Consider the following 23,915-nt stretch of genomic DNA (forward strand, 5'->3'; position numbering starts at 1 on the left):
TTACTCCGATTGCGTCAAAGTTCGGCTCATATGCTGGACAGCAGCCAGCGACAGGGTCGGGTTGTTAGTGGCGGGAGAGGACAGCGTAAGAGCCGCACATGCTTGCGCCAAGGGCAAGGTGTCGGCCAACGGCAGATCTTGCAGCCACCCCCAGGCGAGCCCGGCCATCAAGGCATCGCCCGCGCCGGTGGCGTTGACGATCTCGACATGTGGCGGCGGGCACCAGCCGCGTTGATCGCCATCGCTGAAGAACACGCCATCCGCACCCAGGCTCAGTACAAGCTGGCGCACGCCCTGGCGATGAAACCAGTCGGCTACCGCCGGCACGTCTCCCGCATCGGCCAGCGGCAGGCCAGACAGCGCCGCGGCCTCTATGCGGTTGGGTTTGAGTGTATGAATCTGCCCCAGCCACGGGCGGATGCGCTCGGCCTTGAACGCCGACACGGTATCGACGAACACCGGCGTGTCGCGCACCTCGGCGAACAGCCAGGCCAAGGCCTCGGCCGACAAGTTGGCATCGACAACGATCAGTCCCGCATGACGCACCAGTTCTCGCTGAGACCCAAGCAGAGAGGCATCGAGCCGAGACAGAATATCCATGTCGTTGATGGCGATCGACATGTCGCCGTCCGGGCCATGGATCGACAGATAGGTGGAGGTCGCGGCATCGGGCAGCACCAGGCAGGGGCGCACGTCGACGCCGGCGCGCTGTGTCGCTTCCAGCAGCGAACGGCCATACAGGTCGTCGCCTACGCAACTGATCAAGCGGCAATCGGCGCCGAGCCGCGCCAGATTTTCGGCGATATTGCGCGCCACGCCGCCAGGCGAACAGCTGACCCGCCCTGGGTTGGAGTCGGCCAAACGCAACGGCGCCGGCGTACTGCCGCGGATGTCCATATTGGCGCCGCCAAGCAGAACCACATAGCGCTGCTGCGCCAGGATATAGCCTTTGCCAAGGATCAGGCCTTTCTGCGTCAGGTTCATGATATGGCCGGCCACCGCCGATCGGCTGATCCCCAACTGATCGGCCAGTTGTTGTTGCGGAATCAGCGGGTCTTGCCGCAATAAGGCCAGAATTTCCTGTTCACGCTCTGTCATGGCAAACTTTTGTCCGTTAAACAAACTTTTGTTTGCATACTAGGCCGCGCCGCACGGCGCGTCAAGCCCTCGGCAGCATGACGTGCCGCGCATCCTGTCACACCACGGCATCCGCTTTTATAATTTGCCGCCCAACATTGCCCCCTCTCAACGCGCCATTACAATGGACAGTTGCTTGTCCAACTCTCTAAAGCGAGGATAACCGATGAAACAAGAACGCATTACCGTACTGGGTCCGCCAGAGTTCAAGGCCTTTCTGCTGCAGGAATCACGCAAGGAAGGGATCAGCTTGTCCGAACTCGTGCAACGCCGTTGCCGCCAAGCCACCGAACATGACGAAGCCATGTTGACGGAAATGACCGACGAGCTTGCCGTGGCGGTCGACGAGGCCAAGCGCGTGCTGGCGGAAGGATTGGTAGCGCTCAGACAAGCGCTGGGCGAACACGCGGCAGCCTCAGCAGAGTCCACGCCGTGAGCGCCGTGCGTGACGCCATCACCGCGATCCGAGAAGCGTTGAAGCTGGTGGAGGACGTCCAGCGCGTGGGAAGCAACCTCAAAGCGGTTGCCGAAGAATTACGTCAACATGACCATCGCATCACCCGGCTCGAAGCGAAATGGGAAACCGCCATCGAGCTGGCCCGCCTCCGCCCCAACCTCCCGCCGCGCCGCCTGGACGACTCGCATTGACCCGTAGCTAGCCGGACGCCGGCACCACGATCACAGTCGGTCACCGCCCCGAGTAATTTTTGTCGGCGACGTGCTGCCCATAGGCTTCCGGGTTCACACGCACTGGGTTGCGTCGCACAACCATCGCAAAGAGATCGCCGAGCTCATGTGGCGCCAGCACTTCCAGCGCGTCATCCTCAGTCAGGCGCAACGCCACGCGGGTGGCGTATTTCGGACGTCATCGCTTCATCGGGCGTACATGTAGCGGCGCGACCAGTCTAGCATCGACGCGGCTTGCCCGGCTTTGTGGCATAGCACTTGGAAGATCGCCACGTGATCCTGGTCGAACGCATAGCTGCAACCGGCGAGATACACCCGCCAGATACGGAACTGCTGCTCTTCCACCGTCCGGCGGACGGCTTCGGCGTGGCGCTCGTAGTTTACGCTCCACAGTTGCAACGTACGCGCATAATGCCGGCGCAGGTTCTCAACATCGATCGCCTCGAGCCCGCCTTGCTGCATGGTCTGCAACACCGCGCCGATATGCGGCAGCTCGCCATCGGGAAAAACGTAGGTATCGATAAACTTGCCGCCGCCGAACGGCGTTTCCACCGATTCGCTGTCGGACAAGGTGATGCCATGGTTCATGCACAATCCGCCCGGTTTGAGCAGACTCGCGATCTTGCTGAAATACGCCGCCAGATTGTCGCGTCCGACGTGCTCGAACATGCCGACGCTGGTGATGCGGTCGAACTGCCCTCGCACATCGCGATAGTCCATGATCTCGATGCTGATCTGCTCGGACAAGCCCAAGGCGCGCACACGTTCGCGGGCGAAATCGCATTGATTTTGCGACAGGGTTACGCCGGTAACACGGGCGCCGTATGTTTGCGCCGCGCGGATCGCCAACGCGCCCCAGCCGCAACCGATGTCGAGCAGCGTGTCCCCCGGGCGCAGCCGTATCTTGCGCAGGATATGGTCTAGTTTCTTGATTTGCGCACTGCCGAGATCCTCGTCGCCGTTTTCGAAATAGGCGCAGGAATACAGCATGTTTTCGTCGAGCCAGAGCCGATAGAAATCGTTCGAAACGTCGTAATGATATTGAATTGCGCGCTTGTCACTGGCCCGGGTATGGCGCGCGCCGCGCTGCCACGCGGATGCCAACCGCGCCATCATCGATTGGGCAAGCCCCACCTTCGCCGTGAAGCCGGACAGCGCATAGCTTAGATCGATCACGTCGAATAGCGAGCCATGAATATCCACGTGGCCGGTAACGTAGGCCGTGCCAAGCGAATCCAGCGTCGGATTGACCAGATGCGGCAATGCGCTGGGCGATTTGACGGCGATGACGACTTTGGGCTCGTGGTGATCGCCGAGATCGAACGTCTCCCCGCTCCACAGTCGAATCTGGGCAGGCAGATTCATTTGCTGACGCACGGAATGGGTAAACTCATCAAACAGTTTCTTGAACATGACATTCTCCTGCTTGATCTGGCGGAATAAAACAAGGACAGCGGGAACGGGCGTGAAACGCCCTGGCCGAGCAAAATAAGGAAGCACCGCCAGAGGTATGTGTAAAGCATACTCCAATAAAATCAGCGGGGTGTTTCGTTAGCGTGACAATCTAGCGAATAGGTATTTATACGATAATAAATATTATGATTCGTGTGCTTAGCAAGCTCAAAATGGAATATCTTGATTGGTTGTCTATGGCAATAAAATTGGATAAACCCCTTGCCCTACAGCCCTTACACCACAAGGTCCGCCCATCGTCCTTGCAAACGCGTGTTGTTGCTTTGCCCGATCGATTCACCCGTCCGTCCGCACAGCCAATCAATCGTTGATCCGCGCCTCAATGCACATAAGCTGCCCATAGCGATGAAAGCGGCATCACCAACACCAGGCCGGGCAGCAGATTGGCCACCGGAAACATTTTGATATCGCAAATGCGCAGGCCGGTCGCCAGCAGCAGCAGACCGCCGGCGGCGGAAAAGTCGGCCATCATCGCCGGGGTGGTCAGCGGCATGATCAGCGAAGCGAGCATGGCCAGCGCGACTTGGATCAGCACCAGCGGCAAGGCGATGGCCGCCACGGCATAACCCAGCGAGGTGGCGAAAATCGCCGCGGTGAACAGATCGAGAATGGTTTTGATGTACAGAATAGAGGGGTCACCGGTCATGCCCTCGTGCATGGCGCCGAAAATACCGGTGCCGCTGGCGCAAAACAACACCAGCAGCGCCACGTATTTGTCCATGAATTCCCGGTGCGATAGACCGGCATGCGGAGGGAAAATGTTGTCGACCAGACCACGCATCGCCCCCGCGGCGCGGCCCAGGTAACGTTCGACATAGCACAGCTCGCCAATGATGGCGCCGAGCACCATCGCCAGCACCACCGCCGGCATGAATTTCACCTTGATGATCAGCATCACCCCCAGCCCCATCGAGGCCAGGCCGAAGGTCAACGGCAACGTATCGCGCACCCGCTCGGGCACCCGGCCCCCGAGGCACGCACCGAAGAGGCCGCCGGCCAACACGGCGGCGCCGTTCACATAAGGTCCAATCAACATGCCATTTTTACCTTTGCATTGAAAAAACAATGCTCCCTAACCAGTAGGGAGCATTGTGGGTCAGGGCAACACGCCCTGGCGGACATGCGTCAAAGCGGGTCAGGCCGCCGGCACCTCGGCCAGGATGGCCTTCACCAAATCCCAGCAATGGGAGACGGAAGCGACTTCGACACGCTCGCCCGGCGCGTGCGCACCGCGGATGTTCGGGCCGAAGGACACCATGTCCATTTGCGGATACTTGGCGCCGATGATGCCGCATTCCAGACCGGCGTGAATCACTTGCACCTGCGATTCCGCCTTGAAGTCGCGGCGGTAGATGTCGCGGCACAGCGCCAGCAACTGGGACTGCGGATTCGGCGCCCAGCCCGGGTACTGGCCTTCGGAGCTGATATCCGCGCCGATGAGCGTGAACAGGCTGACGATTTCGTCGGCCAGCATCATGGTGCCGGAGTCGATCAACGAGCGGACCATGAAATTGCAGAACAACTTGCCTTCGCCGAGGCGGATCACGCCCAGATTATTGGACGTTTCCACCACGCCCGGCACGCGCTGGCTCATCGCCTTCACGCCATGCGGCGCGGCGTGCAGTGCGGCGAGAATCGTTTTTTGCTCGGCCGCATCCATGACATCGGCGGCCTGATCGGCCGCGAGACTCAGGGTCACGCCTTCGTCGATGCTGATCAGTTCGTCGCGCAGCGTCGCTTGCAAACGGTCCAGCAGGCCGGCCAGTTTGTCTTGGTCGGCCTTGGGGAAGGCCACCACGGCAAACGCTTCGCGCGGCAGCGCGTTGCGGGCGGTACCGCCGGTCAGGCTCGACAGGCACAGGTCGGTTTCACGACCCAGTTCGGTCAGCACGCGCAGCAGAATCTTGTTGGCATTACCGCGGCCCAGGTGGATATCGGCGCCGGAGTGGCCGCCGCACAGACCGGTCACCGACAATTTGGCGACCGCATAGCCCGCCGGCACGGCACGGGTGGCGAACTTGCGCTCGACGTTGACGTCGACGCCGCCGGCACAGCCCATGAAGAATTCGCCCCACGCCTCGGTGTCGAGGTTGAGCAGGTATTTGCCCTTCAGCAACCCGGTTTCCAGGTTGAGCGCACCGCCCATGCCCTGCTCTTCGTCCAGGGTAAACAACGCTTCGATCGGGCCGTGCGGCACGTTGGTGCTAACGAGCGCCGCCATGGCGAGCGCCACGCCGATTCCGTTGTCGGCGCCCAGCGTGGTGTTTTCCGCGACGAGCCAGCCGTCTTTCAGCACGGGGCGGATCGGGTCCTTGAAGAAATCGTGTTCGGTGCCGCTATTGGCCTGGCACACCATGTCCAGGTGCCCTTGCATCACCACGCCGACACGGTTCTCCATGCCCGGGGTGGCCGGCTTGCGGATAATCAGGTTGCCAGCGGCATCAATGACCGATTCCAAGCCATTGAGATCGGCCCAGCCCTTGAGGTAATCGCGAAGCTGTTCTTCGTGTTTGGACGGGCGCGGGATGTCGCACAAAGTCTGGAAATGCTCCCAGACTGCCTTGGGTTCGAGTTCGGCAATAACCATTGCACTACTTCCTATGAGCTATATGAGCTGGTTGCGAATGGCGCCGTGCTTAACAAGCGGCTCCGGGGTGAGCCGCCGCGAGGTAAGGGACCTAGAAGCACGTGACGCACCCCCATGGGCACGATCTAAATGCCGTTCTCATGGGGATTGAAAGAATGTACCACGTCAACTGTGAAAAGGACATAAAGCTTATTGATTCAACTCAATTATTGCAGCATCGTCGCGCTGTTCCTGCTGCAAGCGCCACATCTCGGCATAGCGCCCGGGCCGCGCCAAGAGCTCGCGATGCGTGCCCTGTTCGATCACTCTCCCGCCGTCCAACACCAGGATCCGATCGGCATCGACGATGGTCGATAGGCGGTGCGCAATCATCAAGGTGGTGCGATTGGCGGCGATTTCGGCCAGCTCTTGCTGAATCGCCTTTTCGGTGTGCGAATCGAGCGCACTGGTCGCCTCGTCGAAAATCATGATCGGCGGGTTTTTCAGCAAGGTGCGGGCAATGGCCACACGCTGTTTTTCGCCGCCGGACAGTTTCAAGCCCCGCTCGCCCACTTGCGTGTCGTAGCCCTGCGGCAAGGTCATGACGAAATCGTGGATATGCGCCGAACGCGCCGCGTCGATCACCTCGTCGCGCGTGGCGTCGTGCCGGCCGTAAGCGATGTTGTAGTAGATCGTATCGTTAAACAGCACGGTATCTTGCGGCACGATGCCGATATGGGCGCGCAACGAATCCTGCGTCAAGTCGCGGGTATCGACGCCGTTAAAGGTGATGCCGCCGTCGGTCGGGTCGTAGAAGCGGAACATCAGCCGCGCCAGCGTCGATTTGCCGGCGCCGCTCGCGCCGACCACCGCCAGTGTCGTGCCGGCAGGAATGTCGAAACTGAGCCGGTGCAGGATCTGCCGGTCGGGCTCGTAGCCGAAATCGACGTTGTTGAAACGCACGGTCACGGCCCGTGAGGCCAGCGGCTGCGCCCCCGGCCGGTCGGTCACCTCGGCGTGCGACTTCAACAGCGTGAACATGCGCTCCATATCGGCCAGGGAGTGTTTCATCTCTCGGTAGACAAAGCCGAGAAAATTGAGCGGCGCATACAATTGCGTGATGTAGGTGGCCACCAGCACCACGTCGCCGACGCTCATGGTATGGCGCACCACGCCGCGCGCCGCCATGGCCATGACCAGCGTGACGCCGATGGCGATGATGCCGCCCTGGCCGGCGTTCAGCATCGACAGCGACACCTGGTTCTTGATGGCGGAGGCCTCCCACTCGGCCAGATTGCGGTCATAGCGCTCTGCCTCGTAGCGTTCGTTATTGAAGTACTTGACGGTTTCAAAGTTGATCAGCGCATCGATGGCACGCGCGTTGGCGCGCGAATCCAAGTCGTTCATGCTGCGGCGAAACACCGTGCGCCATTCGGTCACCGACAGCGTAAAGGCGATATAGACGCCAATGGTGCCGAGGGTGACGACGGCAAACCAGCCCTGATAGCGAGACAGCAGGATACCGGTCACCATGGCGATTTCCAGCAGTGTCGGCAAGATGTTGAACACGGCGAAGTTCAGCAGGAACCCGATGCCGCGCGTACCGCGCTCGATATCCCGGCTCATGCCGCCGGTCTGACGCGCCAGATGAAAGCGCAGCGACAGCCGGAACAAATGCTCGAACACGCCGCGCGCCACGGTGCGCACCGTACCCTGGATCACCTTGGCGAAAATGGCGTCACGCAGCTCGGCCAGCCAGCTGGACATCAGGCGGGCAAAACCGTAGCCGACCAGCGCCGCCACCGGCACCGCGAGCAAGGTCGCCGGCACCGACAGCCCGTCGATGATGTGCTTCAGGTACAACGGGGTTACCACCGTGGCCACCTTGGCGAGGATCAAACAGGCGAGCGCCAGGGAAAGCCGCCACTTGAATTGCAGCAGGTAGGGAAACAGCGTCTTCAGCGTCTGCCAGTCGTGCCGATCGGTCGGCGCCGGACCGCTATGCGAGATGCGCATCGTCAGCCTTGTCGTTGATTGTCGAGGAAAGTCAGTGCAGCACGCGGCGCGCGACCAGCTGCATCTCGGGAATGGCCACTTCGTGGCGCTGGCCGTCGTCGCTCACAAGATGATAGCAACCGCGCATGCTGCCATAAGGCGTGCCCAGCGTGGCGCCACTGGTGTATTCGTAGCTCTGGCCCGGCTCGATGCGCGGCTGTTCGCCCACGACGCCCATGCCTCGCACCTCCTGCACCTGCTCATTGGCATCGGTGATGATCCAGTGCCGGCTGATCAGCTGCGCGGCGATCTTGCCGGTATTGGTGATGCGAATGTGGTAATGAAAAACGTAGACATCGGTAGCGACGTCCGATTGCTCTTCCGAATACGCAGCCTCGGGTTCGACCCGGAAGGCCAGTTGTTTGTCGGACATGGTTTCTCCTCTTGTCTGATGCGCGGCACGCGCGGGGGTTTCCCTCATTATATTATCCGAACAACGGCCCGTGAGCGCGTTACAATACCGCTTTCCCAATCTTGTCCCCGCCAACGCCATGCAACCGACCTACCGCATCGCTCCCAGCATTCTGTCCGCCGATTTCGCCCGCCTGGGCGAGGAAGTCAAGAACGTTATCGACGCCGGCGCCGACATCATCCACTTCGACGTGATGGACAACCACTATGTCCCCAACCTGACCATGGGGCCGATGGTGTGCGAGGCCATCCGTCCTTATACGCAGGCGCCGATCGACGTGCATTTGATGGTGAAGCCGGTCGACAGCCTGGTGCCGATGTTCGCCAAGGCGGGCGCCAATTTGATCACGTTCCACCCCGAGGCCTCGGAGCACATCGACCGCACGCTGTCGATGATCCGCGACCACGGCTGCAAAGCCGGCCTGGTGTTCAACCCGGCCACGCCGCTCCACTATCTGGACCATGTGATGGACAAAATCGACATGGTGCTGATCATGTCGGTCAACCCCGGCTTCGGCGGCCAAAAATTCATCCCGGAAAGCTTGAATAAAATTCGCGCCGCGCGCGCACGTATCGATCGCTGGACGCAAGCCCACGGCGGCGAGGTTTGGCTTGAGGTGGACGGCGGCGTCAAGGCCGACAATATCGCCGACATCGCCCGCGCCGGCGCCGACACCTTCGTGGCCGGCTCGGCGGTCTACAACGCCCCGGATTACCGCGCCGCCATCGACGCCATGCGCCGCGCGCTGGCGGGAGCCGCTTGATGCGCGCCCACATCGTCACAGGCGTGTCGCGCGGTTTGGGCCTGGCGATGGCGCGGCAACTCCTCGCCAATCCGTCGGCGCGGGTCATCGGCGTGGCGCGGCATGCCCCGGCGAATCTCGCGGCCGAATTCGGCGACCGCTTCCGCTTTGTCGCGGCGGACCTGTCACACCCCGACGAAGCGGCTCAACTGATGCCGCGCCTGCTGGCGGCGCTTGGCCCAGGACCATTCGTTTCGGTCGATCTGATCAACAATGCCGGCGTGGTCACGCCGATCGCGCTGGCCGGCCAGTATCCGCCACAGGCCGTCATCGATGCCATACAGATCAATCTGGTGGCACCCTTGCTGCTGGCCAATGCCTTCCTGGCCGCCGCGCCGGCGTTGACGCAAGACGCCCGCATCTTGAACCTATCCTCCGGCGCGGCCGTCAAAGCCTATCCCGGTTGGGGCGTCTATGGCGCAAGCAAAGCCGCAATCGATCACTTCAGCCGCCATGCCGCGGAGGAACAGGCGGGGCGAGGCGCGCGCGTGGCGGCGCTCTACCCCGGGGTCGTCGATACCGACATGCAGGCCGACATCCGCGCCAGCGACGCGACCCAGTTCCCCCTTAAAGAACGTTTTGACGCGCTCAAGGCCGACGGCGCGCTATCGCGCCCGGACGACGCGGCGCGGCGCATACTAAGGCACCTACGATGCGACGCGTTCGGCGACGAACCCGTCGTGGATATTCGCAACCTTCCTTTTGACTGATCCATGAAACTCGAACACATCAAGGCCATCGCCTTCGACCTGGACGGCACCCTGGTCGACTCGCTGCCCGACCTGATCGCCGCCGCCAACGCCATGCGCGCCCACCTGGACATGCCGGCGTTGCAGCACGCGCGCATTCGCGAGCATGTCGGCGACGGTATCGCGAGCCTCGTGCACCGCGCCATCACCGACGAACGCGATGCGCTGGCGCCGCACGACCAATGGGAGCAAGGCTACCGCTTTTTCGTGCAGTACTATCGCGACCATCTGACCGTGCACACCACGGTCTATCCGGGCGTCACCACCGGTCTGGGACTGCTGAAGGCACTGAATTTGCCCTTGGCGGTCGTCACCAACAAATCCGAACGCCTGGCGCAGCCGCTCTTGCAAGAACTCGCGCTGGCCGACGATTTCGCGCTGATCCTCGGTGGCGACACCCTGGCGGAGAAAAAGCCCTCGGCATTGCCGCTTTTGCACGTCAGCCAAGCCTTCGGCGTGCAACCTGGCGAACTCTTGATGGTCGGCGACTCGGCCAACGACGTGCTGGCCGCCCGCAATGCCGGCTGTCCGGTCGCCTTGATGCGCTACGGTTACGCCGATGCCGACAGTCTGAACGCCGATCTGACGCTCGATTCGCTGGAAACCCTCTACGACCTGATCAAGCCGGCAACGCCGGCCATCTGACCTCTCCCGGCCCGGGGGCTCCCGGGCCGCGGTTTACTTCGCCCCTGAATTCAGCAAGAATGCTTAAAAAACGTAATAAGAGCAGTCACTTTCTCTTGCCTACGACATAACAACATCAGGGACAAAGGCCAATCATGAAACAGAGCGAATTCGATGACCTGGCGCAACAGGGCTACAATCGCATTCCGGTCGTGCTGGAGCTCTTCGCCGACTTGGACACCCCGCTATCGGTTTACCTGAAGCTCGCCAATCAGCCTTATTCCTACCTGCTCGAATCCGTGGTCGGCGGAGAACGTTTCGGCCGCTACTCCTTTATCGGCATGCCTTGCCGCACACGACTGCGCGTCGAGCGCGAGTTGGTCGAGGTCGAGCAGGATGGCATGGTCGTCGAAAGACACACCGGCAATCCGCTCGACTTTATCGCCGCTTATCAGGCGCGTTTCCGCGCCGCGCCGGCCAACGGATTGCCGCGCAACACCTGCGGGCTGGTCGGTTATTTCGGCTACGACACCGTCCGCTATATCGAAAAGCGCCTGGCGGCCACGGATAAACCCGACCCGGTCGGGACACCCGACATCCAGTTGCTGTTATCCGAGGAAGTGGCGGTATTCGACAATTTGTCGGGCAAGCTTTATCTGGTCATCTACGCCGACCCGGCGCAACCCCGCGCCTTTACCCTGGCCCAGGCGCGCCTAGGCCAATTGCGCGCGCGACTGCGCACGCCGGTGGACATTCCGCTGTCGCTGCCGAGCCGGGCCTGCCGCGCCATTTCGGAATTCGGCGACGAGCCCTTCATGCACGCGGTCGATCAGTGCAAACGCTACATCCTTGATGGCGACATCATGCAGGTAGTGCTGGCCCAGCGCATGCAAATGCAATTTCAGGAGTCGCCGCTCGCGCTCTATCGCGCCCTGCGCAGCCTCAACCCGTCGCCCTATATGTTCTTCTACCATTTCGGCGACTTTCACGTGGTCGGCGCCTCGCCGGAAATTCTCGTGCAACGCCAAGACGGCACCGTCACCGTCCGACCGCTCGCCGGCACACGCCCGCGCGGCGCCACGCCGGATGACGACGTTCGACTGGCCGAGGAACTGTTGGCCGACCCAAAGGAGATTGCCGAACACGTCATGCTGATCGACCTGGGCCGCAACGACATTGGCCGCGTGGCCGAAACCGGATCGGTGCGGGTCACCGACAAGATGGTGATCGAACGTTATTCGCACGTAATGCACATCGTCTCGAACGTGGAGGGCCGCGTGAGCGACGACGTATCCAACATCGACGTCATTCGCGCCACTTTCCCGGCCGGCACGCTGTCGGGCGCGCCGAAGATTCGCGCCATGGAGATCATCGACGAGTTGGAACCGAGCCGGCGCGGCATCTATGGCGGCGCGGTCGGTTACCTCGCCTTCAACGGCGAAATGGATCTGGCCATCGCCATTCGCACCGGCATCATCAAAAACGGCATGTTGTACGTGCAATCGGGGGCCGGCATCGTCGCCGACTCCGTGCCGGCATCGGAGTGGCAGGAGACCCAGAACAAGGCACGCGCGCTGATCCGCGCGGCGGAAATGGTCCAGCAAGGGCTGGATGCCTGAGACCGCCCGCTTGGCGTCTTATAACCTGGCGCGCCGGCGCGCTTGCTGCAAACGCCGATCGGCATCCACCAACGCCAGCGCCACATCGAACCCGGGCGGCGCCACCAGCGCGCCGCCGCAATTCACCGCCAACGGCCGCCCCGCTCCCCGACCAAACGGCCTCTCCTGCATGACCAAGCGCACGCGGCGCTGAATCCGGCTTAACGCGGCGCGATCGCAGGGCGCGATCACGAGCGCGAACGACTCGGGCGAAAAGCGCGTCACAATGCCGGCGCTTTGCGTCACGCGCCGCAGCCGGCTGGCCGCCTCCACCATCAAAGCCGGCTCATCCGCAGGGGCGTCTTCCATCGTCAAAATCAATAGCGCGAATGGCGATGCATGCTGCCGGGCATGGCCGGCCTCGGACTGCAGCAAGGCCTCGAATCCGGCGCGGTTCCAGCAGCCGCTGACGGCGTCGAGCAGCGTGCGCCGCTCTTGGCAGGCCAAGAGACCCTGCTCGCTCGCGCGCGTCATGGCCTGACGATCTTGTTGCAAGGCATCCTCCACCGCGCGCGCCAAATCGTGCAGCATGGCCAATTGATCGTCATCGAGCTCACGCGGGCGCGTATCCATCACGCACAAGGTGCCGACCTTGAAGCCGAACGCGAGCCGAAGCGGCACCCCGGCATAAAAACGGATGCCTGGGGCGGCGCGCACCAGCGGATGCTGTCGAAATCGGGGATCCTGCCGGGCATCGGCCACCACCAGCGGGCCATCCTGCAAAATGGTATGGGCGCAGATCGACTGCGCGCGCGGCATTTCCGACCACCCCACCCCGACGCGCGATTTGAACCATTGCCGCTCTCGGCCGACCAGCGTCACCATGGCAATCGGCATCGACAGCGCTTGCGCCGCGACCCGGGTCAACCGGTCGAAACATTCTTCGGCGGGGGTATAGAACAGATCGAACGAATCGAGCACCGCAAGGCGCAGCGACTCATTGTCCGGAACGGGGGCTGGCTGCATGTTGAACCTGATCTCATCAAGCCGGCGATGCCGGCAAACGCAACTTGAGCGCTCGGCCGTCCGCCCCCCTTTTTTAGAATCCGTTCGGAATCTTTTGCGGCTGCGGCCATCGGTGCGCCCTTCTTCGGTATCGGCGATAGGCCTAACGAATGCAAGCTCCACCGCCGAAGAGCCCTTCGGAACACCAATATGTACATTCCATTACATATCAACACATTCGCCCAACAGACGACATTCCTGCCGTTTCCGATAATTCATTCAAACCAAAGCTGATTTTTGGCATAAGCGCCCCGGAAAAAGGCGCAAACGTAGAGACAGACACCGGCAAGCGCCACGCGCCTGGCCGGTGAAAAAACAGGACCCGACCGTGAAAAAACTGATTACGGCGGCATTGCTGATTGTGCTGGGAGCGGCGCAAGCCATGCCCGTGACGAAACCAGCAGCACCAGACACCGCCAGCGCCGTGATTCAGACCAAATCCACGGATCGCTCACTGATCGATATGGATTTTGACGACGACGAAGCCGCGCCGCCGGTCCACATTCACCACGCGACCGCCAGCAGCAAAAAGCCGGCGAAGAAATCGCTGATCAAAAAGGTCGACGCGTCCGGCAAGAAGGGTGCCGCGCCGTTGCGCCGCGTCAAATCGGCGCCAACGCCGGCATCGCAATAATCGCTTATTCCAATAATTTCTAAAAAAATAGAAAAACACTATTTTGTGGGAATATTGATTTTAGATAAACTCTCCGTCATACCTACTGTGCGGAGAGTACGATGTTTCGACCCCATGTACCCGGCGTTCACGCCCTGCTGCTCGCGCTGAGCCTGACCGGCGCCATTGCCGGCACCACATTGCTCAACGTCTCCTACGATCCGACGCGTGAGTTCTACCAAAGCTATGACAAGGCCTTTGCCGATTACTGGAAGAAATCCAGCGGCCAAGACGTGACCGTGCGCCAATCGCATGGCGGCTCGGCCAAGCAGGCCCGCGCCATCCTCGACGGCATCGGCGCCGACGTCGCCACATTGGCGCTCGGCTACGACATCGACACGCTCGCCGACAACGGTCTTGTGGCGAAAAACTGGCAAACGCGCCTGCCCAACAACAGTTCGCCCTACACCTCGACCATCGTGTTCCTGGTTCGCCAGGGCAACCCCAAGCACATCCGTGACTGGAACGACTTGATCCGGCCCGGCATCCAGGTGATCACCCCCAATCCGAAGACGTCCGGCGGCGCGCGCTGGAACTACCTGGCCGCCTGGGGCTATGCGCTGCACCGCAATCATGGCAGCGAGGCGGCGGCGAAAACCTTCGTCAAAGCACTGTACAAGAACGTGCCGATCCTCGACACCGGCTCGCGCGGCGCAACCATCACCTTCGCCGAACGCGGCCAGGGCGACGTGCTGTTGGCCTGGGAAAACGAGGCGCTCTTGTCGCTCAAGGAACTAGGCCCGGGCAAGGTGCAAATCGTCACGCCGTCGGAAAGCATCCTGGCCGAGCCGCCGGTGGCGGTGATCGACAAGAACGTCGACGCCCGCGGCACACGCAAGGTCGCCGAGGCCTATCTGAAATATCTGTACTCGCCGCAGGGGCAAACGCTGGCGGCAGCGTACTTCTACCGGCCGCATGACCCGAAGATCGCCGCCCAGTACGGCGCTCAGTTTCCCAAACTCAAGCTGTTCACCTTCCAGCAAACGTTCGGGGACTGGCGCGCCACGCAGGCCAAGCACTTCAACGATGGCGGCATCTTCGATCAAATCCAGGCGCAGTGAACCTGACGATCCATGGAGAAGGCGCGATGAGAGCACTGATTGTCGGTGGTGATACGGTGGAAACCGTGCGGCGCCAATTGGCCGCGCGCGGTTACGATCAAGTCGAGCACTGGGAAGGCCGCAAGACCGGCGATTGCCGCCGCACCTTCCCGCGCCGCATCGATCTGGTCGTGGTCATGCTGGGCTACGTCAATCACAATCTATGCAAACGGGTGCGACAGGAAGCGTTGCGTCAAGACTGGCCGGTGGAATATTTCGGGCGAAAAGTCGGCGCGCAACCGCAAAAGGCGGCGGCATGAGCGACGAACGGCTACGCGTTTTCATCAATCAGGTGCAAACGCACTACTTCAGCCACTTTCCCATCGTCGCTAACGCTGAGGGCGGCTACGCCGGCTTGTTTCTCAAATATCGGCTCGACAGCATGCTGACTCGCCCATATCCGGACATCTGGCTTGCCAGCACGCGCTTTCGAGCGCCAACCGGCCAAACGGTACGGGAAGACACCGTCATCGCGCTGTGCCGCGCCAGCGAAACCGCCGTGGTGCTCGACCGTTTCGCCCGCGCGCTGCATCTACTCAATCTCATGGAGCGCACGACGCCGTCACAGACGGCTTATTTACCGGTCAGCCAAGCCTTGATCGACGGCGTGAGCGACAATCACGGCGCCGTCTTTCGCGACATTGTCGATCGTCTGGCACTGCCTTGCCGCATCGGCATCCTCCTGCCCGCGGCACTGGAACGCGATCCGAACCGGCTCGCGCGCATTGCCGCCAGCTACCGCCGCAACGGCTTTGCCACCGCGCTAAACGGGGTGGACGGCTTTAGGCCGGTCGGCCTAAACGCCGCGTAGGGCGCAATCGGCGCGCAACGCGCGACATTGCGCCGAACACCTGACGCGTCTGCACACCCTACCCAAGGGGATAAACCGTCAGCCAGTCACCGGCGGACACCGCCGTCGACGGCGGCACTTCCACCAGACAATCCGCCGCGGCGCAGGCACTCAACATGGCCGAGCCCTGACCGGCAAGCGGCGTCACCTCCGGCTCGCCCGCGCTATTGAGACCCAGGCGACCACGCAAGAACTCGCGCCGCACCTCGCCACCGCCACGCGCAAAGACCGCGCGGGCCGCCAAACGCGCCGGCCGCATCGCCGCCGCACCGGCCAGCTTACGCAATGCCGGCGCCACCAGCAGATAAAACGTCACAAAGGTCGCCACCGGGTTGCCTGGCAGCATGAACACGTGCGCCGCCCCTGTCCGGCCCCATGCAAAGGGCTTCCCGGGCTTGATGGCCAAGCGCCAGGCATCGAGCTGGCCGATCTCGCACAGCGCCGCCTTGAGATGGTCTTCCTCCCCCACCGACGCGCCGCCGCTGGTCAGAATCACGTCGACCGCCTCCGCCACGGCGGCCAGTCGCGCGCGCGTCTGAGCCAGGTCGTCCGGCAGAATGCCGCCATCCACCACATCAACCGGCCATGAGGCAAGCCAGGCCAACAACTGATAACGATTGGCATCGAAGATTTTACCCGGCGCGAGTTCACCGCCCGGCTCGCACAGCTCGTTACCGCTAGAAAACACCGCCACGCGCAACCGCCGGCGCACGGACACCGTCCGGTACCCCTGACTGGCCGCCAGCGCGATGGCCGCCGGGCCCAATACACTGCCGGCCGCCAGCAACGGGGCGCCCACGGCAAACTCCTCGGCACGGCGTCGAACATGGCTGCCAACCGGCGACGGCGCATCGAGCCTGACACGGCCATCGGCGGCATGGGCGAGCTCCTGCGGAACCACCGCCGTGGCGCCGGCCGGCAACGGCGCGCCGGTAAAAATACGCAGCGCCTCTCCCGGCAGCAGGGCATCGGCCGGCGCATCGCCGGCGGCGGTGCGTCCGGCCAGGGCAAAATCCGTCAACACGCCATCGGGATCGGCCAACGCATAGCCGTCCATGGCGCTGTTATCAAAGGCGGGCGTATCCCATCGCGCCGGCAAGGGCTCGGCCAACAAGCGCCCGGCGGCGCTTGCCAGCGGCAGCGTTTCCAGGCCGGCAACCGGCGACAGCGCGCGTTCCAGCGCGTCCAGCGCCAGGGTGTAATCCATCATGGTGAAGCTCCACAATCGGGCGCCGCCTCGGCGCGCCATAAGGTTTCCAGCCGAGCAAGGGCGGCAGGATCATTCGCATTGGCAAAAGCGGGAGAGGCATCGAAGGGCACGCCTTGGCTGACGCACACCCCCAGCCAGCCACGCAGGCTGCGTCCGCCCTGACGCAGATAACCCGGCAGGCTCGTCAACGCTTCGCGCCGCACGAGCAACATAGCCGGTTCGGGACCCGCCGGCGTCTGCGGATAGCAAGCGCCGCAATCGGCATGATGCCGGAGAAAATCGCCCAGCCGCGCCGTCAGATCGGTCGGCAGCAGCGGCGTATCGCAGGGAACAAGCTGAACGAACCGCACCGACGCCGGCAGGCGCGGCGCGAGCGTCGCGAGCCCCGCCAGGGGTCCCATGCCGACCCAGTCCGGGTCGTCGCGCAACACCGGCGGCCCGAGCAGACGATAGCGGTCGAGCGTCCGGTTGGCGCTCAGCCATACCGCGCCCACCTGAGGCGATAGCCGCGAGAGTACGTGTTCGATCAAGGCGCGGCCTGCCAGCGGCAGCCAGCCTTTGTCGACCCCGCCCATGCGCCGACCCTCGCCGCCGGCGAGGAGCAGGCCAGCCACCTCGGCGCGCTCAGGACCAGCGCCGGCAGGCATCGTCATCGGAAGTCTTTGCCTCAACCCAGCGCTCGCTGCCGTCGGCAAAGCACTCGCGCTTCCAGAACGGCGCCTGGGTCTTTAGATAATCCATCAAGTACTCGGCCGCTTGGAAAGCCGCTTGGCGGTGTGAGGACGCCATCAGCACCAGCACGATGCCCTCGCCCGGCCGCAAATGGCCGACGCGATGCACGACCCGGCAAGCCAACAGCGGCCAGCGCGTGGCCGCCTCGCGGGCAATGCGGGCGATCTCGCTCTCCGTCACGCCGGGATAGTGCTCTAGAAACAACGAAGCCAGGGCCACTGGCCCATCCTGGCCGCGCACACGGCCGACGAACGCCACCACGGCCCCGGCATCGCCGGCCTCGGCCGCCAAGCGGGCCTCTTCCTGCCCCAGATCGAACACGTCCGCAGACACCGTGACCGACAATCGCATATCAGCCTCCGGTGACCGGCGGCAGGATGCCGACCTCGGCGCCGACGGGGATTGCCGCCTCGCCCTGCACGATGGACTGGTTCACCACCAGGCGGAACACCTTGCCCGGCGCCAGCGCCGCATCCCAGTCCCCGCCGCGCGCGCGCAGACGCGACAGCAGGTCGCCGGTGGTGCCGCCTTGCCAGTCCAAGGTCTCCTGCTCCAGGCCCAGCGCGTCTTTCAACACGCCAAAATAGCGCACGTTGATCATGTCCATTTCCTTTAATTCTTGGCTCGCGCCCAGGCGGCGACAAAATCCGCCACCGCCTCGGCGTCGTTCAAATCCAGCACAGGCCGGTCGGCAGCGAGCGTTTGATCGCATGCCACGGCGATGATGTCCGGGTCGTCCGGATAGCGCGGCGGCTTGCCCACACTTGACCGGTAGACTTCCAACTTGGGCAGCGCCAGCCGCTTTTGGCCTTCGAGCAGCACCAGATCCACCTCGGACAGGTGCGACAGCTGTTCCGCCAGTGTGGGCTCACGGTCCACGTCGGCAAAAACCGCCCAGCCGGTGGGCGACAGCACCATCACTTCGGTGGCGCCGGCTTGCCGCAAGCGGTGGCTGTCCTTGCCGGGCTGATCGAATTCGAGCGGGTGATGGCAATGCTTGATGACCGCCACCCGCAGGCCGCGCGCCCTCAGTAGTGGCAACACACTGGCGATCAACGTCGTTTTGCCGCTGCCGGACCAGCCGATCACGCCCAGGGTTTTTTGCATTATCGTTCGATTGTCGCGTAGGTGCCGAAAAGCGTTGTTCGATGGCCGCGCGCACGGTGGCGCTTGTTCGCCGGCCCCTGTAGCGTTATGTTAACCCGATTTTATATTCAACAGGCTCATTCCATGTCCGCCCTCACCCATTTCGATAGCGCAGGCCTCGCCCATATGGTCGATGTCGGCGACAAGCCGGAAACACGCCGCAGCGCCAGCGCCACCGGTTTCATCACCATGAAGCCGGAAACCTTGCGTTTGGTCCAGGAAGGCCGCGCAGGCAAAGGCGACGTCATCGGCGTGGCGCGCCTGGCCGCCATCCAAGGCAGCAAGCATACGTCGCAATTGATCCCGTTATGCCACCCGTTGGCGCTCACCCACGTCAGCGCCGAATTCTCCCTGGACGAAACGGCATCGCGCGTCACCGTGGTCGTCACCACCGAAACCGTGGGCCGTACCGGTGTGGAGATGGAGGCGCTGACCGCCGTCATGGCGGGGCTGTTGACGGTTTACGACATGCTCAAGGCGGTAGATCGCGGCATGTGCATCGATGGCGTGCGGCTACTGGAGAAACAAGGCGGCAAGAGCGGGCACTGGCGCGCCGGCAATTAGCCAAATAGCATATTTACACCGTTTTTGGCGCAGAGGTATTGCACGGTTTATGTCATTTATTATAAAAAGATACTCAATTTGCATGACACCGTGATCAATAACCCAAACGAATCGGCAGGGCCACCCCCGGCGCCGATTCATCGTGGCGCGGATCCGCCGGCTAGCCGCACATCGGCCCGTCCGGCACCCGCCCAATACGGAGCGCGCCTTGACGATCATTCGCCAACTCACCCTCACTCTCATCGCCGCGCTTTGCGCCCTGCTCCTGATCGGCGGCTACGGCATCTGGCAAAACCGCCAAGCGCAAACACGATTCAATACCGTCGAAACCGGCACCCTCCCCAGCTTGAAACTGATGAACGCCGCGGTGCGTGCCGCCAGCGAAATCCGCACCGCCACGCTCAAACATGTCATGGCGCAAGATGGCGGCACCAAATCCGAACAGGATCAGGTCATCAGCGACAATGACAAGGTCTTCGACACCGCCATGGCCGACTACCTGGCCCGTTACATCAGCGACGACGAAGACCGCAAGATGGTGCAAAACGACCAGGCCGCCATGGCCGACGCGCGCGCACTGCGCGATCGGATTTTGACGCAGTCGCGCGCCTATCACAGCGATGAAGCCCGCCCACTGCTGATGGGCGCGTTTTCCGACACGATGGCGAAGTTGATGAAGACGCTCGACAAACACGCCAAGTACAATTACGACCAAGCCGACCGGCTCGCGCGGCAAAACGACCTCGCCTACACCACGGGACTTGTACTGTCCCTCATCGTGCTGGTGGCCGGGTTCGCGCTTTCCAGCCTATTGGCCGCGCATCTGTTCCGCACCATTCGCACGGGGCTCGCCAACATCGAAACCACGCTGAGCGGCGTCAGCCAGAGTCTCGACTTCACCCAGCGGGCCAAGGTGCTGCGCCGCGACGAAATCGGCCAGACCGCAGAGGCCTTCAACGGGCTGCTCGACAGGCTGCAGCGCAACCTGCAAAACCTGCGCGACGGCGCGCAACTGGTCAGCGCCGCCGCCCACCGTCTCTCCGACACCGCGGGCGACACCTCAACCGCCGCACAGACGCAGAACCATACGGCGGCCAGCATGGCGGCGAGCGTCGACGAAATGGCCGCCAGCACCGAGCGCGTCACCGAACAGGCCCGGCTGACACGCGACGCCGTCAGCGCCGCCGGCGCGTTGGTTGAAGAAGGATCGACCATCATTGCCAAGACGATCGAGGATATCCGCGACATCTCGCGCGCGGTGCAAACCTCGTCGGCCAGCATCCAGCAACTGGCCGGCTGCAGCGCCCAGGTTGCGTCGGTCATCAAGGTGATTCGCGACATCGCCGACCAAACCAACCTTTTGGCATTGAATGCCGCCATCGAGGCGGCGCGCGCCGGCGAAATGGGACGCGGATTCGCGGTGGTGGCCGACGAGGTGCGCAAGCTTGCCGAACGCACCGCGCAATCCACCCAGGAAATTGCACAGACCATCACCACCATGGAAGACAGCGCCCGTCAGGCGACAGAACAGATGCAAATCGCCGCCGAACTGGTGCAGACCGGCGTCAACCGCGCCGACCAGGCCGACCAGGCCATTCGCCGTATCGGCGAGAGCGCGAGCTCGACCACCAGCAACATGCACGCCATCGCCGAGGCGATCCAAGCCCAGGAGGAAGCGAGCCAAAGCATAGCGGCACAAGTGGCGCAAACGACGCGCATGTCCGAGGCGTCGCACGCTGCGGCCACCGCTTCGCTAGACAGCACGCGCGAACTCGATCAGCTGGCGCAAAACCAGCTCAGCACGTTGGCGCAATACACGTTCTGACAGGCGCGGGCCGCCCCCCGCGCTTTTCCATTCCCACAATATAGACAAACAGTCCACAGTAGATTTTTTTGTTTACAAAGCAGACGAATAAATCTAATCTATACGAAATAGTCCATTTCGGAGCCCCCCATGACAAGCCGCCATCAAGCGACCGCCGATGCCATCGCCACCCTGCTTTACCCGTATGCGGAAGTGGTGCTGCACGACATGGCCAGCCACACGGTGGCCTATATCGCCAACAATTTCTCCAAGCGCTCAGTGGGCGACGACTCGGGGCTGGACGAACTGCCGGCAAAACTGGAAACCGACATCATCGGCCCCTATGAGAAGCTCAACTGGGATGGGCGCAGACTGCGCTCGATCAGTGTGGCGTTGCGGGACGAGGCCGGGCGAATCGAAGGGCTGATGTGCATCAACATGGACATCTCCGTGTTCGAGAGCGCGCGTGCCGCGCTGAACCTCTTCCTCAGCGGCGACCGGGTCGTGGCGCAGCCGGATGTGCTGTTCCAGGACGACTGGCAGGAACGCATCAACCAGTTCATTCACCGCTGGCTGCGAACGCGCCAGCTCAGCCTGTCGATCCTGCAACGCGAGCACAAGCGCGAGCTCGTGGAAGCCTTGCAGCAAGAAGGCGCCTTCCGCGGGCGCAACGCCGCCAACTATGCCGCCAATGTCCTCGGCATGGGACGGGCCACGATTTATAAATACCTGAAAGAGATGAAGGAACCGACATGACGCCACTTTTCACCGATATCGTTCAAGCCCATCACGCGTTGCGGCCGACCGTCCGTGTCACGCCGACCGACTACAGCCTGGGCCTATCACGCCTTACCGGCTGCGAGGTGTACTTGAAAAGCGAACACCTGCAACACACCGGCTCGTTCAAATTCCGCGGCGCATGCAACAAACTGCGGCTATTGGCGCCGGAACATCGCGCCAGCGGCGTAGTCACCGCCTCAAGCGGCAATCATGGCCAGGCGCTGGCGCTCGCAGGACGCAACGCCGGCATTCCGGTGACGGTTTACGCGCCGCAAAGCGCGGCCGCCGTCAAGCTGGACACCATCCGCGCCTACGGCGCCACGCTCGAGCTGGTCGCGGGCGACGCGCTGGCGGCGGAGCTTGCCGCCGCCGATGCGGCACAGCGGCTCGGCGTGCCGTTCGTCTCGCCTTACAACGATCTGCAGGTCATTGCCGGCCAAGGCACCGTGGGCATGGAACTAGCCGAACAGATGCCGGATCTCGACGCGGTGTTTGTCGCGGTAGGCGGCGGCGGATTGATCTCCGGCATCGGCGCCGCGCTCTCCGCCTTGGCGCCGCGCACAGAGATCGTCGGCTGCTGGCCCGCCAACGCGCCTGCCATGCACGCCTGCCTGGAAGCAGGCCGCATTATCGACGTCATGGAAACCGATACCCTATCGGACGGCACCGCCGGCGGCGTGGAACCGGGCGCGGTCACCTTCTCGCTGTGCCAGCAAGTCATCGACCGGCACGCCTTGGTTTCAGAGCAGGAAATCCGCCAAGCCATGCGCGCGCTGGCACAAACCGACCGCTGGATGGTCGAGGGCGCTGCCGGCGTGGCCTTGGCGAGTCTCTTGCAGCTGGCGCCGCAGTATCGGGGACGCAAGGTGGCCGTGGTGCTGTGCGGCCGCAATATTGTGCTGGAGAAATTTATCAAGGCCGTGCAATGAAGATCCTCGACAAAACCCAAATCCTAGCCCGCTACGACGCAGAGCGCGCCACGGCGGCGATCCGCGAGAGCCTGATCGCCTATTCGGCCGGGCGCGCGCAACTGCCGCCGGTACAGCATTTCGTCTTTGCGGCCGACAACGGCGACGGTTGCGTCAAATCCGGTTACCTCACCGGTGACGATCTCTTCGCCGTCAAGGTCGCCTGCGGGTTTTACGACAATCCCGCGCGCGGCCTGCCGAGCAACCAGGGGCTCGTCATGGCGTTCAACGCCCACACAGGCGAACCGATGGCGCTTCTGCAAGACGAAGGCTGGCTCACCAGCCTGCGCACGGCGCTGGCGGGGCGCCTGGCCGCCGAAGTGCTGGCGCCGACGCGAATCGACGCCATCGGCATCGTCGGCACAGGCATGCAGGCGCGCTTGCAACTGCAAGCACTCGAGGCCGTCACATCCTGCCGCGAGGTATGGCTGTGGGGCCGGCATGCGGCGAGCCTCTCCGCCATGACCCATGAACTCGCCGATCTCGGCTACCGTGTCCATCCCACACGCGACGCCGAGCCGCTGGCGCGGCAGTGCCAGCTGATCGTCACCTGCACGCCGTCGCGCGCGCCCATTCTTAGCGCCGACTGGATCCAGCCGGGCACGCACATTACCGCCGTGGGCGCGGACGCCGAAGGCAAACAAGAGCTGGAAACCGCATTGACGGCGCGCGCGGACCGCGTTGTCGCCGATGCCGTCGCACAGTGCGCGGCCTACGGCGAAATCTCGCACGCGCTCAAGGCCGGCTTGCTCGCCGAGTCGTCGCTATCCGAGTTGGGGAAGGTACTCGCCGGCGAGCAGCCAGGGCGACAGCACGCCGATGAGATCACTCTGGCCGACCTGACCGGCCTCGCCGTGCAGGACGTGGCCATCGCCAAAAGCATCCTGGTCGCTACTGGCCAAACCGACTGAACCAGGGTA

27 protein-coding genes and 1 pseudogene are annotated in these 23,915 nt (G+C 62.9%); 15 read left to right on the forward strand and 13 right to left on the reverse strand.

Translation table 11 applies throughout. The annotated features are described in order from the left end of the window. Positions 1 to 1,098: a PfkB family carbohydrate kinase gene (locus JOZ06_RS03220; protein ID WP_293228549.1), complete on the reverse strand. Its 1,098-nt coding sequence runs from the start codon at positions 1,096 to 1,098 to the stop codon at positions 1 to 3. A 205-nt stretch (positions 1,099 to 1,303) separates the two neighbouring features. On the opposite strand from JOZ06_RS03220, the gene JOZ06_RS03225 reads away from it, so the two are divergent. Next, entirely contained in the window at positions 1,304 to 1,573 is a 270-nt protein-coding gene (locus JOZ06_RS03225) for a hypothetical protein (RefSeq protein WP_293228551.1), read from the forward strand. Then, on the forward strand, positions 1,570 to 1,785 hold the full coding sequence (locus JOZ06_RS03230) for a hypothetical protein (RefSeq protein WP_293228553.1): 216 nt from the start codon (positions 1,570 to 1,572) through the stop codon (positions 1,783 to 1,785). Before JOZ06_RS03225 ends, JOZ06_RS03230 begins: the two co-directional genes overlap by 4 nt. A gap of 40 nt (positions 1,786 to 1,825) precedes the next feature. On the opposite strand, the pseudogene JOZ06_RS20645 reads toward JOZ06_RS03230, so the two are convergent. From JOZ06_RS20645 to apaG, 6 genes and pseudogenes are all read right to left on the reverse strand, one after another. Further along, positions 1,826 to 1,984: pseudogene (locus JOZ06_RS20645) on the reverse strand (nucleotidyltransferase family protein); the annotation flags it as partial. Positions 1,985 to 2,010: 26 nt separating this feature from the next. Beyond that, positions 2,011 to 3,237 (reverse strand): cyclopropane-fatty-acyl-phospholipid synthase family protein, encoded by a 1,227-nt coding sequence (locus JOZ06_RS03235; protein WP_293228555.1) that lies wholly within the window; start codon positions 3,235 to 3,237, stop codon positions 2,011 to 2,013. 379 nt (positions 3,238 to 3,616) lie between these two features. Next, complete coding sequence (locus tag JOZ06_RS03240; protein WP_293228558.1) at positions 3,617 to 4,333, reverse strand: DUF554 domain-containing protein; 717 nt, start codon at positions 4,331 to 4,333, stop codon at positions 3,617 to 3,619. Positions 4,334 to 4,432: 99 nt separating this feature from the next. Further along, positions 4,433 to 5,884, reverse strand: coding sequence for an aminoacyl-histidine dipeptidase (locus JOZ06_RS03245; RefSeq protein ID WP_293228560.1), 1,452 nt, complete (start codon positions 5,882 to 5,884; stop codon positions 4,433 to 4,435). Between the two features lie 189 nt (positions 5,885 to 6,073). After that, positions 6,074 to 7,879: an ABC transporter ATP-binding protein/permease gene (locus JOZ06_RS03250; protein WP_293228562.1), complete on the reverse strand. Its 1,806-nt coding sequence runs from the start codon at positions 7,877 to 7,879 to the stop codon at positions 6,074 to 6,076. A gap of 31 nt (positions 7,880 to 7,910) precedes the next feature. After that, complete coding sequence (gene apaG / locus JOZ06_RS03255) at positions 7,911 to 8,291, reverse strand: Co2+/Mg2+ efflux protein ApaG (protein ID WP_293228565.1); 381 nt, start codon at positions 8,289 to 8,291, stop codon at positions 7,911 to 7,913. Between the two features lie 118 nt (positions 8,292 to 8,409). On the opposite strand from apaG, the gene rpe reads away from it, so the two are divergent. From rpe to trpE, 4 genes are all read left to right on the forward strand, one after another. Further along, entirely contained in the window at positions 8,410 to 9,093 is a 684-nt protein-coding gene (gene rpe / locus JOZ06_RS03260) for a ribulose-phosphate 3-epimerase (RefSeq protein ID WP_293228917.1), read from the forward strand. Continuing rightward, positions 9,093 to 9,842 (forward strand): SDR family NAD(P)-dependent oxidoreductase, encoded by a 750-nt coding sequence (locus JOZ06_RS03265; protein ID WP_293228567.1) that lies wholly within the window; start codon positions 9,093 to 9,095, stop codon positions 9,840 to 9,842. Before rpe ends, JOZ06_RS03265 begins: the two co-directional genes overlap by 1 nt. Before the next feature lie 3 nt (positions 9,843 to 9,845). Further along, positions 9,846 to 10,526, forward strand: coding sequence for a phosphoglycolate phosphatase (locus tag JOZ06_RS03270; protein WP_293228569.1), 681 nt, complete (start codon positions 9,846 to 9,848; stop codon positions 10,524 to 10,526). Positions 10,527 to 10,657: 131 nt separating this feature from the next. Beyond that, positions 10,658 to 12,124: an anthranilate synthase component I gene (trpE, locus tag JOZ06_RS03275; RefSeq protein ID WP_293228919.1), complete on the forward strand. Its 1,467-nt coding sequence runs from the start codon at positions 10,658 to 10,660 to the stop codon at positions 12,122 to 12,124. 18 nt (positions 12,125 to 12,142) lie between these two features. Here trpE and JOZ06_RS03280 read toward each other — a convergent pair whose 3' ends face one another. After that, complete coding sequence (locus JOZ06_RS03280; RefSeq protein ID WP_293228571.1) at positions 12,143 to 13,129, reverse strand: GAF domain-containing protein; 987 nt, start codon at positions 13,127 to 13,129, stop codon at positions 12,143 to 12,145. Between the two features lie 367 nt (positions 13,130 to 13,496). On the opposite strand from JOZ06_RS03280, the gene JOZ06_RS03285 reads away from it, so the two are divergent. The 4 genes from JOZ06_RS03285 (at position 13,497) to JOZ06_RS03300 (ending at position 15,752) form a co-directional block, all read left to right on the forward strand. Beyond that, on the forward strand, positions 13,497 to 13,802 hold the full coding sequence (locus JOZ06_RS03285; protein ID WP_293228574.1) for a hypothetical protein: 306 nt from the start codon (positions 13,497 to 13,499) through the stop codon (positions 13,800 to 13,802). Positions 13,803 to 13,903: 101 nt separating this feature from the next. Then, the gene (locus JOZ06_RS03290) at positions 13,904 to 14,902 is read left to right on the forward strand and encodes a sulfate ABC transporter substrate-binding protein (RefSeq protein WP_293228577.1); all 999 of its coding nucleotides are present in this window, start codon (positions 13,904 to 13,906) and stop codon (positions 14,900 to 14,902) included. A gap of 26 nt (positions 14,903 to 14,928) precedes the next feature. After that, complete coding sequence (locus tag JOZ06_RS03295; protein ID WP_293228579.1) at positions 14,929 to 15,201, forward strand: DUF2325 domain-containing protein; 273 nt, start codon at positions 14,929 to 14,931, stop codon at positions 15,199 to 15,201. After that, positions 15,198 to 15,752 (forward strand): hypothetical protein, encoded by a 555-nt coding sequence (locus JOZ06_RS03300; RefSeq protein WP_293228582.1) that lies wholly within the window; start codon positions 15,198 to 15,200, stop codon positions 15,750 to 15,752. Before JOZ06_RS03295 ends, JOZ06_RS03300 begins: the two co-directional genes overlap by 4 nt. Positions 15,753 to 15,810: 58 nt before the next feature. Here the strand turns inward: JOZ06_RS03300 and glp are convergent, their stop codons facing one another. The 5 genes from glp to mobB are packed head-to-tail and all read right to left on the reverse strand — an operon-like array spanning position 15,811 to position 18,840. Next, positions 15,811 to 17,001 carry a gephyrin-like molybdotransferase Glp gene (gene glp / locus JOZ06_RS03305; RefSeq protein ID WP_293228584.1) on the reverse strand — a complete coding sequence of 397 codons (1,191 nt, stop codon included), beginning with the start codon at positions 16,999 to 17,001 and terminating at the stop codon, positions 15,811 to 15,813. Further along, positions 16,998 to 17,654: a molybdenum cofactor guanylyltransferase gene (locus JOZ06_RS03310; RefSeq protein ID WP_293228587.1), complete on the reverse strand. Its 657-nt coding sequence runs from the start codon at positions 17,652 to 17,654 to the stop codon at positions 16,998 to 17,000. Before JOZ06_RS03310 ends, glp begins: the two co-directional genes overlap by 4 nt. After that, entirely contained in the window at positions 17,626 to 18,084 is a 459-nt protein-coding gene (locus JOZ06_RS03315; protein WP_293228590.1) for a molybdenum cofactor biosynthesis protein MoaE, read from the reverse strand. Before JOZ06_RS03315 ends, JOZ06_RS03310 begins: the two co-directional genes overlap by 29 nt. A gap of 1 nt (position 18,085) precedes the next feature. Continuing rightward, positions 18,086 to 18,334 carry a MoaD/ThiS family protein gene (locus tag JOZ06_RS03320; protein ID WP_293228593.1) on the reverse strand — a complete coding sequence of 83 codons (249 nt, stop codon included), beginning with the start codon at positions 18,332 to 18,334 and terminating at the stop codon, positions 18,086 to 18,088. 11 nt (positions 18,335 to 18,345) lie between these two features. Beyond that, complete coding sequence (gene mobB / locus JOZ06_RS03325; protein ID WP_293228596.1) at positions 18,346 to 18,840, reverse strand: molybdopterin-guanine dinucleotide biosynthesis protein B; 495 nt, start codon at positions 18,838 to 18,840, stop codon at positions 18,346 to 18,348. A 123-nt stretch (positions 18,841 to 18,963) separates the two neighbouring features. Here mobB and moaC point away from each other — a divergent pair, with 123 nt between their 5' ends. From moaC to JOZ06_RS03350, 5 genes are all read left to right on the forward strand, one after another. Then, positions 18,964 to 19,443, forward strand: a complete 480-nt coding sequence (moaC, locus tag JOZ06_RS03330) for a cyclic pyranopterin monophosphate synthase MoaC (protein ID WP_293228599.1) — start codon at positions 18,964 to 18,966, stop codon at positions 19,441 to 19,443. Between the two features lie 208 nt (positions 19,444 to 19,651). After that, a complete protein-coding gene (locus tag JOZ06_RS03335; protein ID WP_293228601.1) occupies positions 19,652 to 21,268 on the forward strand; it encodes a methyl-accepting chemotaxis protein in 1,617 nt (538 codons plus the stop codon). A gap of 129 nt (positions 21,269 to 21,397) precedes the next feature. After that, entirely contained in the window at positions 21,398 to 22,003 is a 606-nt protein-coding gene (locus JOZ06_RS03340) for a PAS domain-containing protein (protein ID WP_293228604.1), read from the forward strand. Next, complete coding sequence (locus JOZ06_RS03345; protein ID WP_293228607.1) at positions 22,000 to 22,956, forward strand: threonine/serine dehydratase; 957 nt, start codon at positions 22,000 to 22,002, stop codon at positions 22,954 to 22,956. The genes JOZ06_RS03340 and JOZ06_RS03345 overlap by 4 nt, the downstream gene beginning before the upstream one ends. Then, entirely contained in the window at positions 22,953 to 23,906 is a 954-nt protein-coding gene (locus JOZ06_RS03350; protein WP_293228610.1) for an ornithine cyclodeaminase family protein, read from the forward strand. The genes JOZ06_RS03345 and JOZ06_RS03350 overlap by 4 nt, the downstream gene beginning before the upstream one ends. The last annotated feature ends 9 nt before the right edge of the window (positions 23,907 to 23,915 follow it).

The organism is Paludibacterium sp., assembly GCF_019232825.1.
In the GTDB taxonomy this organism is placed as follows: Bacteria; Pseudomonadota; Gammaproteobacteria; order Burkholderiales; family Chromobacteriaceae; genus Paludibacterium.